This is a genomic window from Parerythrobacter jejuensis, from assembly GCF_039536765.1.
In the GTDB taxonomy this organism is placed as follows: Bacteria; Pseudomonadota; Alphaproteobacteria; order Sphingomonadales; family Sphingomonadaceae; genus Parerythrobacter; species Parerythrobacter jejuensis.
The window spans coordinates 1,859,955-1,882,375 of sequence record NZ_BAAAZF010000001.1 but is presented as its reverse complement, the minus strand read 5'-3'; the positions used below and the strand labels follow the sequence as shown (position 1 = coordinate 1,882,375).

Genomic DNA, 22,421 nt, shown 5'->3' with positions numbered 1-22,421 from the left:
TGGCATCAGATATAGCGCGCAGGGATGGGCGGCAAGAACGCTACGGAAGTGCTGCGGGCAGATGCAGCGGGAATCGCGCAAGCGGCGCGAATTCTCAATGCCGGTGGGCTGGTGGCGGTTCCGACCGAGACGGTCTACGGCCTTGCTGCGCGCGCAGACCGGGCAGACGCCGTCGCAGCTATCTATGCCGCCAAGGGTCGTCCCGATTTCAATCCGCTGATCGTACATGTCGCTGATCTGGAGCAGGCGGAGCGCCTCGTCGATATGGACGAAAGGGCCGCGGGACTGGTCCGGAGATTCTGGCCCGGCCCGCTTACGATGGTCCTGCCGGTTCGCCCGGATTCCGGGCTCGCTAAGGCGGTGACGGCGGGATTGCCAACTTTGGCGGTGCGGATGCCCGCGCACCCGACCATGCGCGCAGTGTTGGCGCAAACGGAAGCACCCTTGGCGGCACCGTCCGCCAATGCCAGTGAAACGGTCAGTCCGACCTGTCCCGATCATGTCCTGAAAACTCTGCGTGGAAGGATCGATGCAGTTCTTGACGGCGGCGCTAGTGCTGACGGGTTGGAGTCAACCATTGTGGCACTGCGTGATGACGGAACGTGGAACCTGCTCCGGCCTGGCCCGATCGAAGAAGGTGAATTGTCCGAGATCCTGGGCCCTTGCGAAAACGCCATGACGTCTTCGATCGAGGCGCCGGGACAATTGGCTCGCCACTATGCGCCTGGAAAGCCGGTGCGCCTCAATGCCACCAGCGCATCATCTGACGAGTTTCATATCGGCTTTGGTGACGTGGCTGGCGACTGGTCGCTCTCCCCAGAGGGAAGTCTGACAGAGGCAGCCGCGCGGCTCTACGCTGGCTTGCATCGCGGTGCGGAAAGTGTGCGTGCCCGGATTGCGATTGCCCCTATCCCGGACGATGGACTCGGTGCAGCCATCAACGACAGGTTACGCCGGGCAGCGGCCTAGTCGTCGTCCGGTTCTACCGGGACGGTCGGCAACAAATCTCGGATCTCGTCATACGTTGCGCGCGCATCCTCGCACGCACCGCGGTCGCCCTCGGCGCAATCCGCCCGCTCTTTGTCGTAACGTCGCTCGAGCTTGCCGAGCCGCTCTTCCCTCTTCCGCAGGTCACGGCCGCGCTTCTCATCGGCTTCGGACTGGCTGGTTGTGGCAAGGTCTACACCCTTGCTGGCGATCTTGACCGGAGCGGTCACGGCCTTCCCGGCGAGATCAATCGCGGAAGCCGCGAGACAGCCCTGCAGGGCAAGGCTGGCAAATAACAACGTGGCGATAGGAAGGGGGCGCATGGACAGCTCCTTGGCTTTTGCGCGTGATAGAGGCGCAGCCATGAGCCGTCCATGAACCTTTTCGGTCAGGCTTCTTCGTCAGTGGCCGCTTCGTCGGTCGCTTCTTCCACCGCTTCATCAGCTGGGGCCGCTGCTGTGGCTTTGCAGGTGACGGTACCCGAGCCCATCGAATCGACAGTACAGGTTGCGTTGCCAGTGACGACGACATCGCCTGATCCGACAATGCTAGCCTCGACCGTTCCGTCGGAGGCGAATTCTGCACTGCCCGAGCCAGCGATCGTGATCTCAGCCGTGTCCACTTTCAACCCGGACATTTTGGCATCACCCGATCCAGCAATAGTCATTTCCAGACTGGTCGCTGTGCCGGCCGCTTCGAAACTGCCCGATCCCGCGACGGTAACTTCAAGTTTGCTGGCAGCGATTTCCCCTGCATTGGCCGTGCCGGACCCGGCAATCGTGACTTCGGCGGCTTCTGCCAAGCCAGCCAACTCTGCCCGGCCTGAACCGGCCAATACGACTTCGGCAGGATTGGGCATGGTGACGCGGACCGTCGTGGTGCCGTTGTCTTCCCAGCCATCTTTCTCGCGCATGATACCCAGTGTGCCATCCTCGAGGGTGAAGCGCATCGCTTCGATGGCCGCAGCATCGCCTTCGACATCGATGGATAGTTCGTCACCTTCGGTAACCACCACTGTGTCCGGACCTGCCAGGACCAGCTCCGTGGGGGCAGGGCCGCTCATGTCGAGCTCCGCCAGAGGCACGCCATCGCTATCGCCGATGGAAATGTTCATTCCGTCACAGCCGGACAGGGCCAGGCCCATTCCGATGGCCGCGACAGGCATGATCTTTTTGAAAAACGTGTTGAGCATGGATTCCTCCCGAAATGTGTATTGCTGATATAATACAGCGATCAGGCCAGGACAAGCCGCAACAGAAAAGGGCCACCCCTTTCGGAGCGGCCCTCATCGAATTCCGTCAGTCGCCTGTCGATCAGGCTTCTTCTTCCTCGGTGTTGTAATACTGCGGAGCATGCTCGCGCAGAACATCGAGGATTTTCTCGAGTGCGGTCGGCTCGTCAGTCTTTTCCATTGCGGCCAGTTCCCGGGCGAGGCGGCTGGAGGCCGCTTCGAAGATCTGGCGTTCGGAATAGCTTTGCTCGGGCTGGTCATCAGGCCGGAACAGATCACGAGTGACCTCGGCAATCAGAACAATTTCGCCGGAGTTGATCTTGGCTTCGTATTCCTGGGCGCGGCGGCTCCACATGGTCCGCTTGACCTTGGGCTTGCCCTTGAGCGTTTCCATCGCCTCTTTCAGCGTCTTGTCGCTGGAGAGCTTGCGCATGCCGATGGATTCGACCTTGTTGGTCGGGACCCGCAGGGTCATCCGCTCTTTCTCGAACCGCAAGACATAGAGTTCCAGCTGCATGCCGGCGATCTCTTCATTCTGCAGTTCGATCACACGGCCCACGCCGTGCTTGGGGTATACAACATAATCGCCTACATCGAAGGCGGGAGCCTTGGCTGCCATGTAGAGTCCTTCCTTTCAAAAGGCAGGGTCTTGCGGGGACAGTTGGTGAGTTCTCCGGCCACGCGAAACGCGCCTACCAGTGCACCCAATCTGTCCGAAATCCGCGATCCAACCTTTCCATAATCGTCCGTACACGGAATCGGAGCGTGCACGGTTGATCGATTATATAACAGATTCGCAACAAAATTGCCAGCACGCAGCCCGGCAGCCGATTTCCGATGCGGAATCAGCGAATCGCATTTCTTTTGGGTGGGGTCTGTGATGTCAGCGTTTTCGACCGCGCAATGCGGCGATCAATCGCCTTCGCCGGGCGCTTCGCTGAAGAATTTCTCGTATTTGCCTTCTTCGCCCTTGTGATCGTCCGCGTCTGCAGGGGGATCTTTCTTCTGGGTGATATTCGGCCATTCGGCAGACAATTTGGTGTTGAGCTCAAGCCATTTTTCCAAGCCGTCTTCCGTATCGGGCAGGATGGCTTCGGCCGGGCATTCCGGTTCACAAACACCGCAATCGATGCATTCGCTGGGATTGATCACCAGCATGTTGTCGCCTTCGTAGAAACAATCGACCGGGCATACCTCGACGCAGTCTGTATATTTGCATTTGATGCATGCGTCGGTGACGACGTAGGTCATGGCAGTCGATTCCTCTTCACTTCCGGCCCTGTCCGCAGGCCTTTCCATACGCGCTAAAGCGCTTTCGCCTTACGGGTCAAGCTTCCGATAGCAGCTTTGTGCTTCGCTGGCCGGACCGCGCCGTTCGGGAAGGCGAAGTATTTCGATCACGATGGCGGCTTGTCCCTGCGGTATCGTCAGCACATCTTCGGTTTCGACCGGATGGCTTCCCGATTGCACTCGCCGGCTATTGATCCGCATATGCCCGCTCTCTGCCAATGCGCGGGCGATGCTGCGCGTCTTGACGATCCTGAGCCGGCACAAAACGAGGTCCAGCCGCATTAGCGGATCAGGTCGGCAAGCCCGGCAAATGGACTGTTTTCGCTCGGCTGCGACGATTGCTTCTGGTTCTTGCGGGCGTGTTTTCCAGTTGGCTTCTTCCCGCCCCGTTTGCCCTTGCTTCTGCCGATCGCGCCGGGGCGCCAGCTCCACTTGTCCGGTGCTGGCGGGCCAAACCCGCCCTCGGCCAGCGCTTTGGGCTGCTGCAATTTGAAGCCGGCCGCGCCCAGAAGGCGGCGAATGCTCGCTTCTGTCAGCCCTGTCGAAATTGCCAGAGAGGGGTCAATGACAAAACTCTTCTCGTCCTTGGCTTTCGACCTTGTCTCATGGGCGTGGCGCACCAGTTTCTCTGCTACGTCGACTCGCACGAGCTGCTCTCCTGCCGGGCGATAGCCCGCTGGGACTGCATGGGCTCCTGGCAAGACGGATCGCATTGCAGCTTCCAATGGGCGTCGATCGATCCCGGCTGCGTGCAATGCAGCGCGCGGCGCTGGTTTCAGCAAGGCAGCCGCAAAGACGTCAAGCGCCCCGAAGGTGACACCAAGGCGGCGCAGGAATGGTCTCATTTCCTTGGGCAAATGCTGGATGCCTGCGTCTTCGCGCGCGACATAGCCGTGGCCGGCAGTCAGATTGAGCAGCAACGCTCGCGCCTCCGAACCAGCATCAGGACTGGCGGATGCCTGTTCGAGCTTTTCGAGCGGCGCCAGCGAGGCGAACTTCTGTTCGGTCCATGCCTGCAACCCGGTGAGAAAGGCACTCTTCTCGGGATCCGGTATGGCATCGACCTCCCGGCTTGCCTTCAAGCGGGCCCTCGACGTTGTTGCTCCATCATCGAGACTGGCCAGCTCCTGCGGCCCCCACATGATTTTTCCTCGTGACAGTTCAACACCGTCAAATCCACTTTCCCGCAGCTTCGCAGCGATGCCTGCCAGAATGCGCGGGAGCGCTTTTTCGCCTGCCGAGAGCAGCATCTTGCGATCAGCATGATTGGCACCGGGATCGACAACAAAACGGAAGCCCTCGACCGTACCGATTGCCTCGTCTTCAACACGCAAAGCGCCGTCACCATCTAGGGTGACGGGAAGCAGGTTGGGATCGTTGCCCAGGTTCTTCATCAGGATTGCCGTCCTCCGGTTCACAAATCTCTCAGTCAGCCGCGCATGGAGCGCATCCGACAATTTCGCTTCTACGCCCCGGGCCCGCGATGCCATTTCATCGCGCGCCAGCACCCAGTCAGGTCGCTGGCAGATATAGGCCCAGCTACGAATAGCGGCGATACGACCCTGTAGCGTGGCAATATCGCCCTGCATATTGTCCAGTTCTGCAATCCGCGCGGCGACATAGTCTGCACCGAGATAGCCCTCGCGCAGGTCCTGCCAGAGCCTTGCGACGAACCTGGCATGAGTATCGGCGCCCGACTGGCGAAAATCGGGCAGGGAACACGCTTCCCAGAACCTGCGGATGTTGCCGGCTCCCCTTACCGCAGCGCCGATCGGTTCGCCGGCCAACTTCTTGAGTACAGCCAGATCGATAGCTTCAGGGGCGGGACGCAGCTCGGGCTCGTGCGGTTTTCGCTCGAGATCCGCGATCAAGGTCGAGATGGTATCGAAGCGGGGTTCACTATCGCGCCAGCACAGGTGTGTGATGGGCGCGAAACGGTGCTCTTCGATGGCGTAGACTTCTTCCTCATCGAATTCGAGCGCCGACCCGCGCCCTCCGGAAAGGGTGCCGAAGGTTCCATCCTTCTGGTGTCTACCGGCGCGCCCCGCGATTTGCGCCATCTCCGCTGGTTGCAGCCGACGCTGCCTGACGCCGTCGAACTTGGTCAGGGCGGCAAAGGCCACATGGGTGACGTCAAGGTTCAACCCCATGCCGATGGCATCTGTGGCGACGATGTAATCCACCTCGCCGGATTGGAAGAGCTCGACTTGGCGATTGCGGGTTTCGGGGCTCAGAGCGCCCATGACGACAGCAGATCCACCGCGATGCCGGCGCAACATTTCAGCGACAGTGTAAACCTGCTCTGCACTGAAAGCGACAATCGCACTTCTTGGCGGAAGGCGGGAAAGCTTGCGCGGGCCGATATGGGTTAAGGTTGAGAAGCGCGGCCGCTCCTCGACCGCAGCGGCGGGGACCAACTTCTTGAGGACCGGCTCAAGCGTGGCCGCGCCCAACAGCATCGTTTCTTCTCGCCCGCGAGCGTGCAGGAGGCGATCGGTGAATATGTGACCGCGTTCACGATCTGCGGCGAGCTGTGCCTCGTCCAGCGCGACAAAGGCATGCCCGCCGCCATCTGGCGGCATGGCTTCTGCGGTACAAAGGAAATACCGGGCGTCAGGCGGCTCGATTCGTTCTTCGCCGGTGATCAGCGCGACCTGCTTTTCGCCCTTGATCGCCACCACACGGTCATACACTTCGCGTGCCAACAGTCGCAGCGGAAAGCCGATCGCCCCGCTCGAATGCCCGCACATCCGTTCTATGGCGAGATGCGTCTTGCCGGTATTGGTGGGGCCGAGAACCGCCCGGATGATACTGTCGGTCACCCCGTTCGTGTGGCATTTGGACGCGATCGCCGCAAGGCCGTGGACAGCCTTGTGCATTTGTCGCAGGCGGGACTCGACTCAACCCGTCTTAAACCGACATTAACTTTAATCAGCCAACCCGTTGAGGCATGGAGTCCGGCGGGTCGGGTCGCACCAGGCAACAACTGCCGGCGACTCCTTTGAGCAAGGAGGGCGCACTGTATCAGGCGCGTGTAGAAACGGGGGCCGGGGATATGTCCGGTCAGGAAAACGGCGGCGATTGGCGCACCGTTACCCTTTCGCATGCCCAGGTCATCGAAGCTGATCGCCCCCGCGTCCTGCAGCGCGCCAGCAATGTGCGCGAAAAAATTCACAATTGGCGCTTCGAGGCGACCGAGAGGCTCGAAGCCCTCGATCTGGCGCCGGACCTTGCCGAACAAATCGGAACGGTCCGCTGGTTCCGTGGCCTCGTGACATTGCTGGGCCTTTCCGCAGCGGCGCTGTCTTTCTGGCCCAGCTTTGCTCCACTAGAGGCTGCTCCTGCCGTCCAACTGGACCAGCAGGCGCGCGAAGAGTTTCGCAGCCAGGCCATCATGCCGCTTGCCTTGGGCAGTGACAGCGGCAGTCGGATGGGGGCAGCCCAATCTGTTACCGATCTGCCTTCAGCTCCCGAGCGTCCGCAGATCCAGATGGTCGCGACACTGGCGCAGGGCGACAGTTTTGGCCGCATGCTGCGCCGTGCTGGAGTTGGCGCAGGCGATGCTGACAGGGTTGTCGACTTGGTGTCACGCAGCATAGCGCTTGGTGATATCCAGTCCGGCACGCAGCTGGACATAACCCTGGGCCGCCGCCCCGAACCGGGCGCCACGCGCCCATTGGAAGCGCTCGACTTCCGCGCGAAGTTCGATCTCGCCTTGGCAATACAGCGTGGTGATGACGGTAATCTGTCATTGCAGCGCAAGCCAATTCGGGTCGACGATACACCCTTGCGCATTCGCGGGACGGTCGGGTCCAGCCTGTACCGCTCGGCTCGGGCGGCCGGAGCACCGGCCAGTGCCGTCCAGCAATATCTCAAAGTGCTCGGCGACCATACCGATCTCGACCGTTCGGCGCGGTCAAGCGACACATTCGACATGATCGTATCTTACCGCCGCGCTGCCACGGGGGAGCGCCAGGCCGGCAAGCTGCTCTTCGCCGGGATCGAGCGCGACGGAAAGGCCAAGACCCAGCTGATGCGATGGGGCAGTGACGGCAAGTTCTTCGAAGCTTCGGGTGTAGGCGAGCAGCGCAGCGGATTGGTTGCGCCTGTGAATGGCAAGGTTGGCTCGCGCTACGGTATGCGGCGCCACCCGATCCTCGGATATCGCCGGATGCATAGCGGGCTCGACTATCGGGCCGGATATGGAACGCCGATCCGCGCTGTTACCGATGGCCGGGTATCCGGGGCAGGGCGCATGGGCGGTTGCGGCATTGCCGTGCGGTTGAAACATGCGGGTAGTCTCGAAACGCGCTATTGCCACATGAGCAAGATGGCGGTTCGCCGCGGGCAGAGCGTCCGGCGCGGCCAGGTGATCGGCTATGTCGGATCGACCGGCCTCTCCACCGGCCCGCATTTGCACTACGAAATGTATCGTAACGGGCGTTCGATCAATCCGGCGTCGGTGCGTTATGTCACCCGGGCCCAGCTTTCGGGCGATGAGCTGCGCCGGTTCCGCTCTTCGCTGTCCCAGCTCAAGACGCTTGAGACCGGCTCTGCGCTGGAAGATCTCGCCCCCCGCGTGGAGGAGCAGGAGCAGCCCCAGCGCGAAATTGACAAGCTCGCGGCGACCTATGCGCGGAAGGTCGAAGGCTAACCCGGCTTCCAGTGATTGCGCACAGCCCTGCTTTGCGGCAACAGTCGCGCCATGCCTGCTGCCTATCCCAACACCCGCCTGCGCCGTACCCGTGCCACCGCATGGAGCCGCGCCATGCATCGCGAGACGGTGCTCACGCCTGCCGACTTGATCTGGCCGCTGTTCATTATCGAGGGTCAAGGGCAGGAAGAGCCGGTTGGCAGCCTTCCCGGTGTATCACGCTGGTCTGTCGACGGGATCGTTGCGCGGGCGAAAGAGGCCATTGATCTGGGTATTCCGTGCATCGCGCTGTTCCCGAATACGCCGCCGGAAAAACGATCGGATGATGGCAAGGAAGCTTACGATCCCGACAATTTGATGTGCCGTGCTATCAAGGCGGTCCGTGATGCATGCGGCAATGATATTGGTATCCTGACCGATGTCGCCCTCGATCCCTATACCAGCCACGGACAGGACGGATTGCTGGATGACGCCGGATATGTGGTGAACGATGATACGGTTGCCGTCTTGGTGGACCAGGCCATCAACCAGGCCCAAGCTGGTGCCGATATTATTGCCCCGTCCGATATGATGGACGGACGGGTGAAATCGATCCGCATGGCGCTGGAAATGGGTGAGCATCCCAATGTCCAGATCATGGCCTATGCCGCCAAATATGCTTCGGCATTCTATGGCCCGTTCCGCGATGCTGTCGGCTCCGGCGGGCTGCTGAAGGGAGACAAGAAGAGCTACCAGATGGACCCCGCCAATGGCGACGAGGCCTTGCGCGAAATCGCCTTGGATATCGACGAAGGCGCGGACAGCGTGATGGTCAAGCCGGGCCTCGCCTATCTCGACATTATCTGGCGCGCGAAAGAAGCCTTCGGCGTGCCGGTCTTCGCTTATCAGGTCAGCGGCGAATATGCCCTGATCGAAGCAGGTGCCGCCGCCGGCGTGGGTGATCGCAACGCGTTGCTGATGGAAAAGCTGATCGCCTTCAAACGCGCCGGTTGCAGTGGGGTGCTGACCTATCATGCGCCAGATGCCGCCAGATTGCTCAATGGCTGACTTTCGCCACGAAACCGAACGCCTGGTCCTGCGCGATTGGCGCGATGAGGATTGGGAGCCGTTTTGGCGGCATCTCAATACGCCGAATGTTATGCGCCATCTTGGTGGATTGGCTAGCGAGGAGGTCCGCCGCCATGCAGAAGAACGGTTACTCGGCTACAAGCGCGATCACGGGCACACATTCTGGGTAACGCAGCGCAAAGATGATGGCGGCCATTTGGCGGGTGAAATCATCGGGTTCTGCGGACTCAAGCGGTGTAATGAGGAGAATGGCCCACTCGGCGATATGGAGGCCGGCTGGCGGTTGCGCGAGGATGCCTGGGGCCACGGTTACGCCAAGGAAGCGGCCAAGGCCTCGATTGATCTTGCTTTCACGCAATTCGACGCCCCGCATGTTATCGCACTGACGGTAGAAGAGAACGCGCCGAGTTGGGGCCTGATGCGCCGCCTGGGTATGGAGCGGCGGGCAGATATGGACTTTCCCGACCACGAATCGTGGGCGGCGGGCCAGAACATCATCGTCTATCTCATAAGCAGGGAACGCTGGGCGGCCCGGCGCGATGGCTGATCTCGTCCTCGAGACTGGTCGGCTGGTCTTGCGCACGATCGAGGAGAGTGACGCAGCGCTGCAGTTTCGCGTTCTCAACTCGCCTATTGTGATGGAGCATCTCGGCGGCGTGAAGGAGCTGCACGAGATCGAGGCGAAGCACGCAAAATCGATGAGCTCGTTTGCCCGCGACGGCTTTGGTTTCATGATGATGATCGAGAAGGCGAGCGGAGCACTGGTTGGCCATGCAGGGCTGAAGAAGGTCGACCATCCTGCTGCACCCAACCAGGGGGATTTCGAAATCGGCTGGCTGGTGCGCGAAGATCGCTGGCGTCGCGGCTATGCCGGTGAAGCTATGCGTGCAGTAATCGATTGGGCCTTTACCCGTCATGATGCACCTGTTCTGGTAGCTCTTACCGCAGAGCGGAATGTGCCAAGCTGGCGCCTGATGGAGAAGCTTGGCATGGAGCGCAGGCCGGATCTGGATTTTGACGATCCGGCTTTCCCGCCGGATGACAACCCGACCATCCAGTATTCGCTGACCCGAGAGCAATGGGAGAATTCGAAGTGACCACTCCGCCACCTGGTGTCCGCATCATCCCGATCCACGGCAAGACACCGCAAATCCACGACAGCGCCTTTATTGCGCCTGGTTCCATACTGGTCGGCGATGTCACAATCGGGGCAGACAGCTCGATCTGGTATAATTGCGTGCTGCGCGCCGATGTCAGCCGCATCGTAATCGGGCAGCGCAGCAATGTGCAGGATGGCAGTGTTCTGCATTGCGATCCCGAGCGACCAGGCGACCCGGATGGCTCCCCCCTGTTGATCGGGGATGACGTGCTGATCGGCCACATGGCGATGGTCCATGGCTGCGTGATCGAGGATCGCGGCTTTGTCGGCCTGGGGGCGATTGCGATGAACAAAGCGCTCATCGGCAGCGATGCGATGCTGGCAGCGGGCGCCATGCTGACGGAAGGGAAAGTCATGGAACCGCGCAGCCTGTGGGCGGGCCGCCCGGCCAAGCCGCTCAAGGATTTGAGCGACCCGGCGGTGATGGGCATGCGGGCCGGCGTGGCGCACTATGTCGAGAACGCCCGGCATCACAAAGCGGCGGTAAAAGCTCTGGGCTGACGGCAGCAAGGCCTGACAGGGTGGCAAACCCGACACCGCCCGGGGGATTGTTGGGTTGAAGGTGGCAAAGAACAGCAGCCGTTTGCAGACAACGCTACTTGAAAGACAGCGCAAAGTTGCATTGCGCTACTACTGGGTCAGGCTGGTGTCGGCTGGCGCAGATAGGGCATCATGTGCCCCATCAGGTCGAGCTTGCCCAGCGGAATGCCCTTCATGCGCAAGATCGCATAAGCCGCGCTGGTGTGGAAATAGAAGTTGGGAAAGCTCCAGTCGCGCAAATGCTGTTCCGCCGTCAGATCGAAGGTCATGCCGTTCGGAATTTCCATTTCGAGAGCAGTATCGGCGGCAGGGAAGTCATCAGTCGTGAATGTCGCCAGCCGCTGCAGTGCTTCCGCCACCAGCTTGCGCGAAGCTGCCAGCGTCTCGGGATCCTCCTCCAGTGAAGTGAAAGGCTTGCCGGTCAGGCGCTGGAGTCCCTCGAAGGGCAAATTGGTGACAAAGCGGACCTGGGTCGAAAGCGGGTGCATGTCTTCGCTCAGGCGCTCGGCCAGCAGCGCGTCACCTTCGCTATGGTCTTCGGCCTTTGCCAAAAACCGGTCGAGGGCCTGGAGCATGTTGCGATAGGTCGGGATGGCGAGATCATAGAGGGACATGGAATTCTCCTTTGCCCTCGATCTAGAGAGGTAAGTTTTGAATTACAACCTAATCGCGGATCAAAGAATGCAACGCGGCGATGCGGTCTGCTTCGTGCACCGGCTTGTCCCAGCGGATGCGATGGATGCGGGGGAACCGCATGGCGAGGCCCGATTTGTGGCGTTTGCTGGTATGGACACTGTCGAAAGCAACTTCGAATACTAGGGTCCGCTCGACTTCGCGCACCGGGCCGAAGCGATTAAGGGTTGTCTGGCGCACCAGCCGATCCAGTTTCTTCAGTTCTTCGTCGGTGAAGCCGGAATAGGCCTTGCCCACCGGCAGAAGGTCCGCCCCCTTGTCGGGATCGCCGTCCCAACAGCCGAATGTGTAGTCCGAATAGAAGCTTGATCGCTTCCCGCTGCCGCGCTGGGCATACATCAGCACGCAATCGACCAGCAGCGGATCGCGCTTCCATTTGTACCACAGCCCGGTTTTGCGGCCGGCCAGATAGGGGCTGTCGCGGCGTTTGAGCATCAGCCCTTCGATCGCGTCCTCGCGCGCGCCTTCGCGGATGCTGGCGAGATGCTCGAAACTGTCGGCCTCCACAATCGCGCTGATGTCGAAATGCGTATCGGGCAGCCGCGGTATGAATTCCTCGAGACGCGCCCGGCGATCCTCCCATGCGTGTTCGCGCAGATCGTTGCCCTCAAGTATGAGCGCATCGTAGAGCCGCACAAAGGCGGGGCTTTCCGCCAGCATCTTCTTGGACACGGTCTTGCGGCCGAGCCGCTGTTGCAGCGCATTGAAGCTGGCAGCACCGCCCTGGCTGCGCGATCCGGCTTCCCCACCCTGAGTACTACCCCGAACCAGTAGCTCCCCGTCCAGTACGGCCGGCACTTGAAGCGCATCCAGCATTTCGGGAAATGTCCGTGATATGTCATCGCCCGAGCGGGAGAAGACGCGGGTTTCACCGCCGGCATGGACCAGCTGGACCCGAATGCCGTCCCATTTCCACTCGGCGGCGTAGTCCTTCATATCGACCACGCTGTCTTCCAGCGGATGGGCGAGCATGAAGGGACGGAAAGTGGGCAGGTTGTCGATATCGGGTGGCGCGGCGCCATCGGCGGCCCAGGCGAACAGCTCGGCATAGGGTGGTTTGAGCCCGTGCCAATATTCTTCGACCTCCTCGACATCGACGTCGAAAGCCTGGGCAAAGGCGACTTTGGCAAGGCGGGAGGAGATCCCGATCCGCATCGCGCCTGTAGCCAGCTTCAACAGCGCATATCGCCCCGAGGCGTCGAGGCGATCGAGCAAAGCGGGTAGTTCGGTGCCAACCGATTTGCGCGTCATAGCGGAGAGAAGATCAACCACTTCAGAAACTTGCGGCGACGTCGCGACGTCATTTCCGGGGGCAGACCACAAAAGGCTGGCTGTTTCTGCGGTATCCCCGACGAAATCACGACTGAGCGTCCACAGCACCGGATCGATCCGATCCTTCATAATGTTGCGGATCGCGCTCGACTTCACGGCGGGAAAATCAAGACCGTCGGTCAGCGCCGCCAAAGCCCATCCCCGATCGGGGTCGGGCGTGGCGCGCAAATATTCCGCGATCAGCCGCAATTTCTCGTTGCGGCTACGCGTATAGACCAGCGCGTCGATTAAGGTGGCGAATTGTTCCACCTACTCGTCCTCATCCTCGCGTCCGACCAGCGCCAGCGCCTTGGCGCGGCGTTGATGGAGCTGGTGCCAGCGCAACAGGGCTTCCTCGCGACCATGAGTGACCCAGGTTTCGTGCGGATCAACTTCTTCGATAGTGCGGGTCAATTCGCCCCAGTCGGCATGGTCGGAGATGATCAAGGGCAACTCGACATTGCGCTGCCGGGCACGCTGGCGCACGCGCATCCATCCGCTTGCCATGGCGGTAATCGGGTCGGGCAGCCGGCGGCTCCAGCGATCATTGAGCGCCGAGGGCGGGCAGATCACGAAATGTCCCCGCATATCGTCCTTCTTGGCGTCACTCACCAGCCGCAGCTCGCCCAGATTGACGCCATGATCCTCATACAGGCGGCACATCTTCTCCATCGCCCCGTGGAGGTAGATCGGTTGGTTATGCCCTGCGGTGCGCAGTTCCGCGATCACTCGCTGCGCCTTGCCTAAAGCGTATGCACCGATCAGCACACAGCGATCGGGATATGCGGTCAGGCGTGCCAGCAGCTTGGACATTTCCTCTTCGATAGGGGGGTGCGCGAAGACAGGCAGGCCAAATGTCGCCTCCGTGATGAAGATATCGCATGGCGTCACTTCGAAAGGCGGGCAGGTCGGATCGGGGCTGCGCTTGTAATCACCTGTCACCACCACCCGCTCGCCTGCATGCTCGAGCAGGATCTGCGCGCTGCCCAGGACATGGCCGGCGGGAATATAGGTGGCTTCGACCCCGCCGGGCAGGCGGATCGTTTCGCCGTAGGCCGCCGCGGTGGCCTTTGATGGCATTTCGCCGCTACCGTCCTCGACCCCGGTGCGATAGCGTAGCGCCATGATTGCCAGAGTTTCGGGGGTGGCAACTGTTTCGCCATGCCCGCCGCGCGCATGATCGGCGTGGCCATGCGTCACCAACGCCTTATCAACCGCCCGGCCTGGATCGATCCACGCATCTGCGGGCACCACATGGATGCCCCACGGCTCGGGCCGGATCCAGGAAAAGGGTGCTGCCATGGTTATTCAAAGAAAGGGGGCGCGAACCGTTCCCGATCCGCGCCCCCAAATGTCGTTGAAGTCCTGTGTCAGCCCTTGTCGCCGCTATCTTCGGCGTCTGCCTCGGGCTTCTTGGCTGCCGGCTTCTTTTTCGCGGGCGGCTTGCGCTTAGGCTTGGCCTTGGGCGGCGCAGGCGTGAGCTCGAAATTGGGCTTGCCGTCCTTGATGCTGACCTGCACCTCGCCGCCATCCGCGAGTTTGCCGAACAGCAGCTCTTCGGCCAGTGGCTGCTTGATCCGTTCCTGCAGCAGACGGCCCATCGGGCGCGCCCCAAACAGGCGGTCATAGCCTTTTTCACCCAACCATTCGCGCGCTGCGGCATCGAACTGGATGTCGACATTCTGCTCGGCCAGTTGCAATTCGAGCTGGAGGATGAATTTGTCGACGACGCGGGCGATGGTGTCCTTGCCGAGATAGCCGAACGGCACGATGGCATCGAGGCGGTTGCGAAATTCCGGCGTGAACACCCGCTTCACGGCCTCTTCGCTGGCATCTTCCTTGCTGACATCGCCGAACCCGATGCCCTGGCTCGCCATATCGGCGGCCCCGGCATTGGTCGTCATTACCAGCACAACATTGCGGAAATCGACCGTCTTGCCGTGATGGTCGGTCAGGCGGCCATTATCCATCACCTGCAACAGGATGTTGAACAAATCCGGATGCGCTTTCTCGATTTCGTCGAGCAGCAACACGCAATGCGGGTTCTGGTCGACCGCATCGGTCAGCAGGCCGCCCTGATCATACCCGACATAGCCCGGAGGCGCGCCGATCAGGCGTGAAACGCTATGGCGCTCCATATATTCGGACATATCAAAGCGCTTGAGCTCGATCCCCATGATCGAGGCAAGCTGGCGCGCGACTTCGGTCTTGCCGACGCCGGTCGGGCCGCTGAACAGAAAACTGCCAATCGGCTTGTCCGGATCGCGTAGGCCAGCCCGTGACAGCTTCATTGCGGTCGAGAGCTTCTTCACCGCCGGGTCCTGCCCGAACACGACATGCTTCAGATCGCGTTCGAGATTCTCGAGCGCCTTCTTGTCGTCCTTGCTGACCGATTTTGGCGGGATGCGGGCCATGGTTGCGATGACCTGCTCGATCTCGCGCGCGGTAATCTTCTTCTTGCGGCGGCTGGGCGGGACCAGCATTTGCATCGCACCCACCTCATCGACCACATCGATCGCTTTGTCAGGCAGCTTGCGGTCATTGATATAGCGCGCCGACAGCTCGACGGCGGTTTTCAGTGCGTCGGGCGTGTACTTCACCTTGTGATGATCTTCGAAGGCGCTTTTCAGCCCTTTGAGTATCTTGATCGTATCTTCGATCGTCGGCTCGTTCACATCGATCTTCTGGAACCGGCGTAGCAGCGCGCGATCCTTCTCGAAGTGGTTGCGGAATTCTTTGTACGTGGTCGAGCCGACGCAGCGGATGGTGCCGCCGCTAAGCGCTGGCTTTAGCAGGTTGGATGCGTCCATCGCTCCGCCACTGGTCGCGCCTGCCCCGATCACTGTGTGGATTTCGTCGATGAAGAGAATCGCCTCGGGCATCTTCTCAAGCTCGGAGACGACTTGCTTTAGCCGTTCCTCGAAATCGCCGCGATAGCGTGTGCCCGCCAGCAGCGCACCCATGTCGAGCGAGTAGATCACCGCGCCTTCGAGTACCTCGGGCACATCGCCTTCGACGATCTTGCGCGCAAGACCTTCGGCGATGGCGGTTTTGCCAACGCCAGGGTCACCGACATAAAGCGGGTTGTTCTTGCTGCGGCGACACAGGATCTGGACCGTGCGATCCACTTCTGGCCCGCGGCCGATCAGCGGATCGACTTTGCCATCTTCCGCCTTCTTGTTGAGATTGACGGTGAATTGGTCGAGCGCAGTTTCCTTGGCTTTTCCGCCCTCGGCCTTCTCGTCACCCTGTGCGTCATCTGCCCCTTGCGGAGTCTTGTTTTCCAGCTGCTTGCCGCCCTTGCCAATGCCATGGCTGATGAAGCTGACCGCATCGAGCCTGCTCATATCCTGCTGTTGCAGGAAGTAGACGGCATAGCTGTCGCGTTCGGAAAATAGCGCGACCAGTACATTGGCCCCGGTGACCATATCCTTGCCGCTCGATTGCACATGCAGGATCGCGCGCTGGATGACCCGCTGGAATCCGGCTGTCGGCTGCGGTTCGCTGCCTTCTTCCGTTTTCAGCGACTGGTACTCCTGGTCGAGATAGGCCTTCACGACCTCACCCAGTTCATGCAGGTCGACGCCGCATGACGTCATCACTTCGGCTGCGTCCTCGTCCGCGATCAGCGCGAGGAGCAAATGCTCCAGGGTCGCATATTCATGACGCCGGTCGCGCGCGGAATCGATCGCGGTGTGGAGCGTCTTTTCGAGGTTCTGGGCGAAACTGGGCATGCGCGACTATCCGATTCTGGAAAAAGCTTCCGGTGGATGGGTTTGTGTAACGGCACGGTTGATGGATGCTGAAAGGTGCCGTGCGGGATATCCAGCATATGGTAAGCGAAGGGCGCGCTGTGAAGGGTCGCGGGAAATCATCCCCTGCCCTTGCTGCTGAACAGGGCGTCGGCCGCCGCGCGGTGGCTTGCGGCGGCAGTCCGGTGTTGTTCGACGCGGGCAATTTCCAGTTGCAACAGGCGAATACGCTCGGCCAGTTCATCTTGTGAATAGGGGCCAAGATCCTCTGCTGCCAGCTTGCTGGCTGCGTCGCCGCGCGGGCGTGGAAGGTCATCGTCTTCCATGACAATGGCCATACTCACCCCCCAGAGCGCTTGCTGTCAATAAGTCCTAGGGCTAGGTGCACGCAAAAAACAGGGCGCGTTCTTTCACCGCAACAGGCAGGGGCAGATGGCGAACACTCTTCCAGACGTGATGACGGCGATTGGCATGGACGGGCCAGGCGCAGCTGATGTGCTGCGGACGGAGACTGTCTCCGTGCCTGAACCAGGCGTGGGGGAAGTCCTGATCCGCGTCGCGTGGGCCGGCGTCAACCGGCCCGATTGTATTCAGCGCGCGGGCCATTATCCGGCTCCGCCCGGAGCATCGCCGATCCTCGGGCTGGAGGTATCCGGCCAGATTGTTGCCGTGGGCGAGGGTGTCGATGCGGCACATCGCGGCCGCACTGTTTGCGCGCTGACGCCCGGTGGAGGTTATGCTGAATATTGCTGCGTCCCGGCGGGACACTGCCTGCCGGTACCGAAGGACCTGCCGCTCGACCAGGCGGCCGCCTTGCCGGAAACGCTGTTTACGGTGTGGCACAATGTCTTCCAGCGTGGCTGCGCGCGCGACGGAGAGACATTGCTGGTTCACGGCGGCACCAGTGGCATTGGCACAATGGCGATCATGCTGGCCAAGGCATTCGACATGCAGATCATCGTGACCTGTGGCGACGACACGAAATGTGACGCTGCGCGCGGCGTCGGCGCAGACCATGCGATCAACTACAAGACTGCGGACTTTGTCGACGAAGTGAAATCCATCACCGATGGCGAGGGGGTCCAGCTCGTCCTCGACATGGTCTCGGGGGACTATGTGCCGCGCAATCTCAAATGCCTTGCCGAAGATGGCCGTCATGTGACCATCGCGATCCTGGGCGGCCCGAAGGCGGAGCTCAATATGGCTTTCATCATGAGCCGTCGCCTGACCCTGACCGGTTCTACCCTGCGCCCACGCAGCAATGCCTTCAAATCGGCGCTTTGTAACGAGATTGCGCAAGTCGGGTGGCCGCTGATCGAGGACAAGACGATCCGCCCGGTCATGGACAAGAGCTTTCCGCTGGCAGAAGCAGCGGCAGCTCATGCGCGGATGGAGGCGGGCGATCATATCGGCAAGATCGTGCTGGAGGTGGCGGGCGGTTGACTTCGCATTGGGTGCGGGCAACCGGCAATGCAGGCTTTCTCTTGCCGGAATCGCTCCGAGCGCCTAGATCATCCCCCAAGCGGCCGCTCCGAAAGGGGCGGCCCTTCTATTTTCACCCTAGCTTTTGACAGGGACTTTCATGGCCGACCAACCCAAACCACTGATGCCGCATGCGACAGCCACCTGGCTGATCGACAATACCGGGCTGTCGTTCGAACAGATTGCCGAATTTTGCGGCCTGCACATCCTCGAAGTGCAGGCGATGGCGGATGATCTGGCGGGCAGCAAATACACCGGCCGCGATCCGCTCCATTCGGGCGAGCTGACGCAGGACGAAATCGCCCGCGGCGAAGCCGAGGCGACCTATTCGCTCAAAATGCAGAAGGCGCCCGTCGAAGTCACCCGCACCAAGGGCCCACGCTACACGCCTGTATCGAAGCGTCAGGACAAGCCCGACGGCATCGCTTGGATCCTGCGCAGCCATCCCGAAGTATCCGATGCCCAGATCTCCAAACTGATCGGGACGACCCGCAACACGATCGGCGCTATCCGCGAACGCAGCCACTGGAACATTCAGAACATCCAGCCGAAGGATCCGGTGACCCTGGGCCTGTGTTCTCAGCGCGAGCTTGATGCGGTTGTGGCCAAAGCAGCGAAGAAGGCGGGCCTGACCGAAGAAACCGATACCGAAGCAGAAGCGGCTGGCGGCAAGATCAGCGACAAGGAAAAGCTGATCGAAGAGCTGCGGGCAGAGCGTGCAGCCAACGAAAAAGCTGCCTCCGAAGCAGCCCAGGAAGCAGAAGCTGCGGCATGGCTCGAAGCCAAGCGCGCGGATGAGGCCAATGGTGAAGAAGGCGGCGATCCGCCCGCGTAACAACGCGGCGCAAGCGTCGGACCATCAAAACTTTACGCTGAGCCCGTCTTTCGCCTTGCGAGAGGCGGGCTTTGCATTCATGCCACTGACATGGATGTAAGTAAGTTCGCCTATCATCATCCCACACCGTGGGATGCGCAATTTGACCTGCTGACCTTGCCGGATCTGTTCCAGCGTACGGCGGACCGCGCTCCCGCAGCGCCCTTCCTCCATTTTATGGGCCGTACTTACAGCTACGGCGAAATCTATCGCGAAGCGCGGCGGTTTGCTGCAGGCTTGCAAGCGCGCGGTATCGCCAAGGGCGACCGGGTCGGCTTGTTTCTCCCCAATGTACCAATTTATGTATCGGCCTATTACGGGGCGATGATGGCAGGGGCCGTCGTGGTCAATTTTTCGCCGCTCTATTCGGTCGAGGAACTGGCCTGGCAGGTCGGCGATTCGGGAACCCGCTTGCTTGTCACGGTCGATGTGCTGGAACTGTTTGATACGGCCGCCAAAGTGCTGGAGGGATCGGACCTGGAAACCCTGGTGGTCGGCGCGCTTGCCGATATGCTTCCGTTTGGCAAAGGGTTGCTGCTCAAGACACTCGGTCGCAGCAAGATCGCTAAGGTCGGCTGGTCGCAGGCAACTCTGAAATGGCGTGACTGCACGCCTGACAGCGCGCCGGAGCCAGTCGCGCTCGATGCGGAAAATGACCTCGCCCTGCTGCAATATACTGGTGGCACAACCGGCCGCCCCAAAGGCGCTATGCTGGGCCATTCGCAGCTGGTGATGAATGCCCAACAGGTCGCTGCCATCAATCCGTTTGGGGAGGCGGACAAGGAAGTGTTCATGGGCGCGCTGCCTTTCTTCCACGTGTTCGCCAATACCGCGCTGCTCAATCATGCCGTGGCCAGTGGCGGGTCGATCGCGATGGTGCCGCGCTTCGATGCGAAGCAGGTGTTGCAGACGATCCAGAAATACCAGGCGACCGGCTTCCCCGGGGTGCCGACCATGTTCCAGGCGCTGCTCGACCATCCCGATCTGGCCAAAACCGATCTTTCGTCGCTCAAGGTCTGCATTTCCGGTGGTGCGCCAATGCCTGCCCCGGTCCATGCGCGCTTCGAAGAGGTGACCGGGGTCCGGCTGGTTGAGGGCTATGGCCTGACCGAAAGTTCCGGCGTGGTTTCGGTCAATCCCTATGCCGGCACGCGCAAGCGCGGCACGATCGGGCAGGTGGTTGCCAGGACGGAATTCCTGTTCCTCGACAAGGAAGATCCGACCAAGCTGGCCCCCGAAGGCGAGCCCGGGGAATTGGCCATTCACGGCCCGCAGATAATGCGTGGTTACTGGAACCGGCCCGAGGCGGCCGCCGATGCCTTCATCATCCATCAGGGCAAATCATGGTTGCGCACGGGCGATGTTGCGGTGGTTGACGGTGACGGCTTCCTGCAGATTGTGGACCGGATCAAGGATATGATCGCCGTGGGCGGGTTCAAAGTCTTCCCGAGCCAGGTCGAAGATGTGATCCTGGAGCACGAGGCCGTGAAAGAAGCGCTCGTGATCGGGGTGCCCGACGATTATCTGGGTGAAGTGCCCCGGGTGTTCATCACGCTGGCGGGCGATGTCGATATCGGTGGCGACTCGCTCAAATCATGGCTCAACGACCGGGTCGGCAAGCATGAGCGGGTCGACAAGGTTGTGATCCGTGACGAGCTGCCCAAGACGATTATCGGCAAGCTTGATCGCAAGGCATTGAGAGCCGAAGTGCTCGGCTGATACGAAAAGGGCGCGTGCCGAAGCCGCGCCCTTTCTTGCTATTCTAGAATATCGCGGGTTTACGTCGCGATGCTGAGCTTGGGCTCGTCATCACCGCCCGTATCTCCCGAGGCCGCCACCGGCGGTGCGACAGCGGATTTGCCATGCCCACGCGGGGCAAAGCGTCCGTCGACAGCCGCGCCCTGTTCGATGGTGAGCGCATCATAATGGACATCGCCCTTGATCGTTGCGGTCCGCAGGATGACCAGCTCGCGGGCGTCAATCGATCCCTCGACCGTACCGGCAAGCCGGGCGCTTTCCGCCTTGATCGCCCCGTTCACTTTCGATGTCTCGCCCTGGACAAGCGAAGAACAGGCAATGTCGCCATCGATGGTGCCATCAACGTGCAATTCGGTCGATGCGGCGATGTTGCCGGTGATGGTGACATCGCCACCAATCACGGAAAAGCTGCCGGAGGAGCTGGATGCTTTAGCCACGGGTATTGTCCCCATTGCCGGTTCTGCGGGCTTCTTTGAGAACATTGGGGGCTGCCTCCAGGAAGGGGCGCGGATTGACCGCGCGTTCATTGATACGCACTTCGAAGTGCAAGTGTGGCCCGGTGGATCGGCCCGTACTGCCGATGGCGCCGATGGGGTCACCCGCATCAACCACCTGGCCGGCGGTGGCTGAGTAGCGCGACATGTGGGCGTAGCGTGTCATCATGCCGTTGCCGTGGGTGATCTCGATGGTTTTGCCATAACCGGATTTCCAGCCGGCATAGCTGACCACGCCTTTCGCCGCGGCATAGATCGGCGCGCCGCGCGGACCCTTGAAGTCCAGGCCTGAATGCATTGCACCACCACCAGTGAAGGGATCCCGGCGATAGCCGAAGCCGGAGGATACCTTGGTGACGTTGAGGTTGGTCGGGGTGATCTGCGGGATGGCGTCGAGGCCACGTTCAAGCGCCGCCATGCGGGCCAGGCTCAGGCCAAGCCGTTCAAAGCGCGGGTCGATAGAGCCGTTAGCGCCGGTCGCAAGTATCTCCAACGGGCCACCCATGGCCTCCCGGTCAGCGCCCTTGAGCATGGCTGTCGGGTTGAGGCCCAATTGACGGATGGCGCGTTCAGCGCGGGCTGCACGGCGGTCTGCGAAACGAGTCAGCTTTTCGACAAAAGCCAGCTGGCGAGCTTCGATCCGGGCAAGTTCGGCGGCTTCTGGGATGGAAGAGCTAACCTTGGAAACGGTTTCTGCGGCTTCGGACGAACTATCGGTAACTGTGCCAGCGGTGCTGCTGTCTTCAGCCTTGATGTCTTCCGGCAGGGCGGCTGTCATCGCCTCGAGGAATTCCTGGCGCTTCTGGAGGTCTTCGGTGACCGAGCCGAGATCATCGCGATAGGCGTTCACCCGTTCTTGCGCGGTGGCCACTTCCGCTTCTCGTTCCAGCAAAGAAAGTCGGTCAGCCTGCGCGCGATATTGCGTCCACGACATCACGGCCATGCTGATGGCCCAAACCAACAGCGCGATCACCACCACGGAGGCGGCGATCTTCTGCATGCGCGAACTGACCTTGATGAAACGGACCTGTCCCTGCGACCGCATGAAAAATTCACGGTCCGGGAACCAGTTTGCCACCTTTGCGGCAAACCCGCCGTTTTCAGCGCTATTGAACAATGCGACCCCAC

General features: G+C 61.0%; 22 protein-coding genes. 9 read left to right on the top strand and 13 right to left on the bottom strand.

Going from position 1 to position 22,421, the window contains the following annotated elements; genetic code table 11:
• Positions 1-24: 24 nt before the first annotated feature.
• Entirely contained in the window at positions 25-969 is a 945-nt protein-coding gene (locus ABD653_RS09300; protein WP_160778421.1) for an L-threonylcarbamoyladenylate synthase, read from the top strand.
• Here the strand turns inward: ABD653_RS09300 and ABD653_RS09295 are convergent.
• The 6 genes from ABD653_RS09295 to ABD653_RS09270 form a co-directional block, all read right to left on the bottom strand.
• Entirely contained in the window at positions 966-1,310 is a 345-nt protein-coding gene (locus tag ABD653_RS09295) for a hypothetical protein (protein WP_160778420.1), read from the bottom strand. The two genes, ABD653_RS09300 and ABD653_RS09295, sit on opposite strands and share 4 nt — an antisense overlap.
• A 65-nt stretch (positions 1,311-1,375) precedes the next feature.
• A complete protein-coding gene (locus ABD653_RS09290) occupies positions 1,376-2,179 on the bottom strand; it encodes a head GIN domain-containing protein (protein WP_160778419.1) in 804 nt (267 codons plus the stop codon).
• Between the two features lie 121 nt (positions 2,180-2,300).
• Positions 2,301-2,837 carry a CarD family transcriptional regulator gene (locus ABD653_RS09285; RefSeq protein ID WP_160778418.1) on the bottom strand — a complete coding sequence of 179 codons (537 nt, stop codon included), beginning with the start codon at positions 2,835-2,837 and terminating at the stop codon, positions 2,301-2,303.
• Between the two features lie 293 nt (positions 2,838-3,130).
• Complete coding sequence (fdxA, locus tag ABD653_RS09280; RefSeq protein WP_160778417.1) at positions 3,131-3,469, bottom strand: ferredoxin FdxA; 339 nt, start codon at positions 3,467-3,469, stop codon at positions 3,131-3,133.
• A gap of 69 nt (positions 3,470-3,538) precedes the next feature.
• The gene (locus ABD653_RS09275) at positions 3,539-3,790 is read right to left on the bottom strand and encodes an RNA-binding S4 domain-containing protein (RefSeq protein WP_160778416.1); all 252 of its coding nucleotides are present in this window, start codon (positions 3,788-3,790) and stop codon (positions 3,539-3,541) included.
• The gene (locus tag ABD653_RS09270) at positions 3,790-6,330 is read right to left on the bottom strand and encodes a helicase-related protein (RefSeq protein ID WP_160780322.1); all 2,541 of its coding nucleotides are present in this window, start codon (positions 6,328-6,330) and stop codon (positions 3,790-3,792) included. Before ABD653_RS09270 ends, ABD653_RS09275 begins: the two co-directional genes overlap by 1 nt.
• Positions 6,331-6,563: 233 nt before the next feature.
• Here ABD653_RS09270 and ABD653_RS09265 point away from each other — a divergent pair, with 233 nt between their 5' ends.
• From ABD653_RS09265 to ABD653_RS09245, 5 genes are read left to right on the top strand one after another with little or no spacing between them, the layout of a single operon-like run.
• On the top strand, positions 6,564-8,162 hold the full coding sequence (locus tag ABD653_RS09265) for a peptidoglycan DD-metalloendopeptidase family protein (protein ID WP_160780321.1): 1,599 nt from the start codon (positions 6,564-6,566) through the stop codon (positions 8,160-8,162).
• Positions 8,163-8,213: 51 nt separating this feature from the next.
• Positions 8,214-9,209, top strand: a complete 996-nt coding sequence (hemB, locus tag ABD653_RS09260) for a porphobilinogen synthase (protein WP_160778415.1) — start codon at positions 8,214-8,216, stop codon at positions 9,207-9,209.
• A complete protein-coding gene (locus ABD653_RS09255; protein ID WP_160778414.1) occupies positions 9,202-9,777 on the top strand; it encodes a GNAT family N-acetyltransferase in 576 nt (191 codons plus the stop codon). The genes hemB and ABD653_RS09255 overlap by 8 nt, the downstream gene beginning before the upstream one ends.
• Positions 9,770-10,327 carry a GNAT family N-acetyltransferase gene (locus tag ABD653_RS09250; protein WP_160778413.1) on the top strand — a complete coding sequence of 186 codons (558 nt, stop codon included), beginning with the start codon at positions 9,770-9,772 and terminating at the stop codon, positions 10,325-10,327. The genes ABD653_RS09255 and ABD653_RS09250 overlap by 8 nt, the downstream gene beginning before the upstream one ends.
• A complete protein-coding gene (locus ABD653_RS09245) occupies positions 10,309-10,890 on the top strand; it encodes a gamma carbonic anhydrase family protein (RefSeq protein WP_160778412.1) in 582 nt (193 codons plus the stop codon). Before ABD653_RS09250 ends, ABD653_RS09245 begins: the two co-directional genes overlap by 19 nt.
• 137 nt (positions 10,891-11,027) lie before the next feature.
• Here ABD653_RS09245 and ABD653_RS09240 read toward each other — a convergent pair whose 3' ends face one another.
• The 5 genes from ABD653_RS09240 to ABD653_RS09220 form a co-directional block, all read right to left on the bottom strand.
• A complete protein-coding gene (locus tag ABD653_RS09240) occupies positions 11,028-11,543 on the bottom strand; it encodes a DUF1993 domain-containing protein (protein ID WP_160778411.1) in 516 nt (171 codons plus the stop codon).
• A gap of 49 nt (positions 11,544-11,592) precedes the next feature.
• Positions 11,593-13,203 (bottom strand): cisplatin damage response ATP-dependent DNA ligase, encoded by a 1,611-nt coding sequence (locus ABD653_RS09235; protein WP_160778410.1) that lies wholly within the window; start codon positions 13,201-13,203, stop codon positions 11,593-11,595.
• A complete protein-coding gene (locus ABD653_RS09230; RefSeq protein ID WP_160778409.1) occupies positions 13,204-14,235 on the bottom strand; it encodes a ligase-associated DNA damage response exonuclease in 1,032 nt (343 codons plus the stop codon).
• 68 nt (positions 14,236-14,303) lie between these two features.
• Positions 14,304-16,667 (bottom strand): ATP-dependent Clp protease ATP-binding subunit ClpA, encoded by a 2,364-nt coding sequence (clpA, locus tag ABD653_RS09225; RefSeq protein WP_160778408.1) that lies wholly within the window; start codon positions 16,665-16,667, stop codon positions 14,304-14,306.
• A gap of 137 nt (positions 16,668-16,804) precedes the next feature.
• Entirely contained in the window at positions 16,805-17,023 is a 219-nt protein-coding gene (locus ABD653_RS09220) for a DUF1192 domain-containing protein (RefSeq protein WP_407672740.1), read from the bottom strand.
• Positions 17,024-17,117: 94 nt separating this feature from the next.
• Here ABD653_RS09220 and ABD653_RS09215 point away from each other — a divergent pair, with 94 nt between their 5' ends.
• The 3 genes from ABD653_RS09215 to ABD653_RS09205 all read left to right on the top strand — a co-directional run bounded on the left by ABD653_RS09215 (position 17,118) and on the right by ABD653_RS09205 (position 20,760).
• On the top strand, positions 17,118-18,128 hold the full coding sequence (locus ABD653_RS09215; protein WP_160778407.1) for an NAD(P)H-quinone oxidoreductase: 1,011 nt from the start codon (positions 17,118-17,120) through the stop codon (positions 18,126-18,128).
• A gap of 139 nt (positions 18,129-18,267) precedes the next feature.
• Entirely contained in the window at positions 18,268-19,002 is a 735-nt protein-coding gene (locus ABD653_RS09210; protein ID WP_160778406.1) for a DUF1013 domain-containing protein, read from the top strand.
• A 90-nt stretch (positions 19,003-19,092) separates the two neighbouring features.
• Complete coding sequence (locus tag ABD653_RS09205; protein ID WP_160778405.1) at positions 19,093-20,760, top strand: long-chain-fatty-acid--CoA ligase; 1,668 nt, start codon at positions 19,093-19,095, stop codon at positions 20,758-20,760.
• Positions 20,761-20,819: 59 nt separating this feature from the next.
• Here ABD653_RS09205 and ABD653_RS09200 read toward each other — a convergent pair whose 3' ends face one another.
• Positions 20,820-21,236, bottom strand: coding sequence for a bactofilin family protein (locus ABD653_RS09200; RefSeq protein ID WP_325065369.1), 417 nt, complete (start codon positions 21,234-21,236; stop codon positions 20,820-20,822).
• Entirely contained in the window at positions 21,229-22,371 is a 1,143-nt protein-coding gene (locus tag ABD653_RS09195; RefSeq protein ID WP_160780319.1) for a peptidoglycan DD-metalloendopeptidase family protein, read from the bottom strand. The genes ABD653_RS09200 and ABD653_RS09195 overlap by 8 nt, the downstream gene beginning before the upstream one ends.
• Positions 22,372-22,421: the final 50 nt, after the last annotated feature.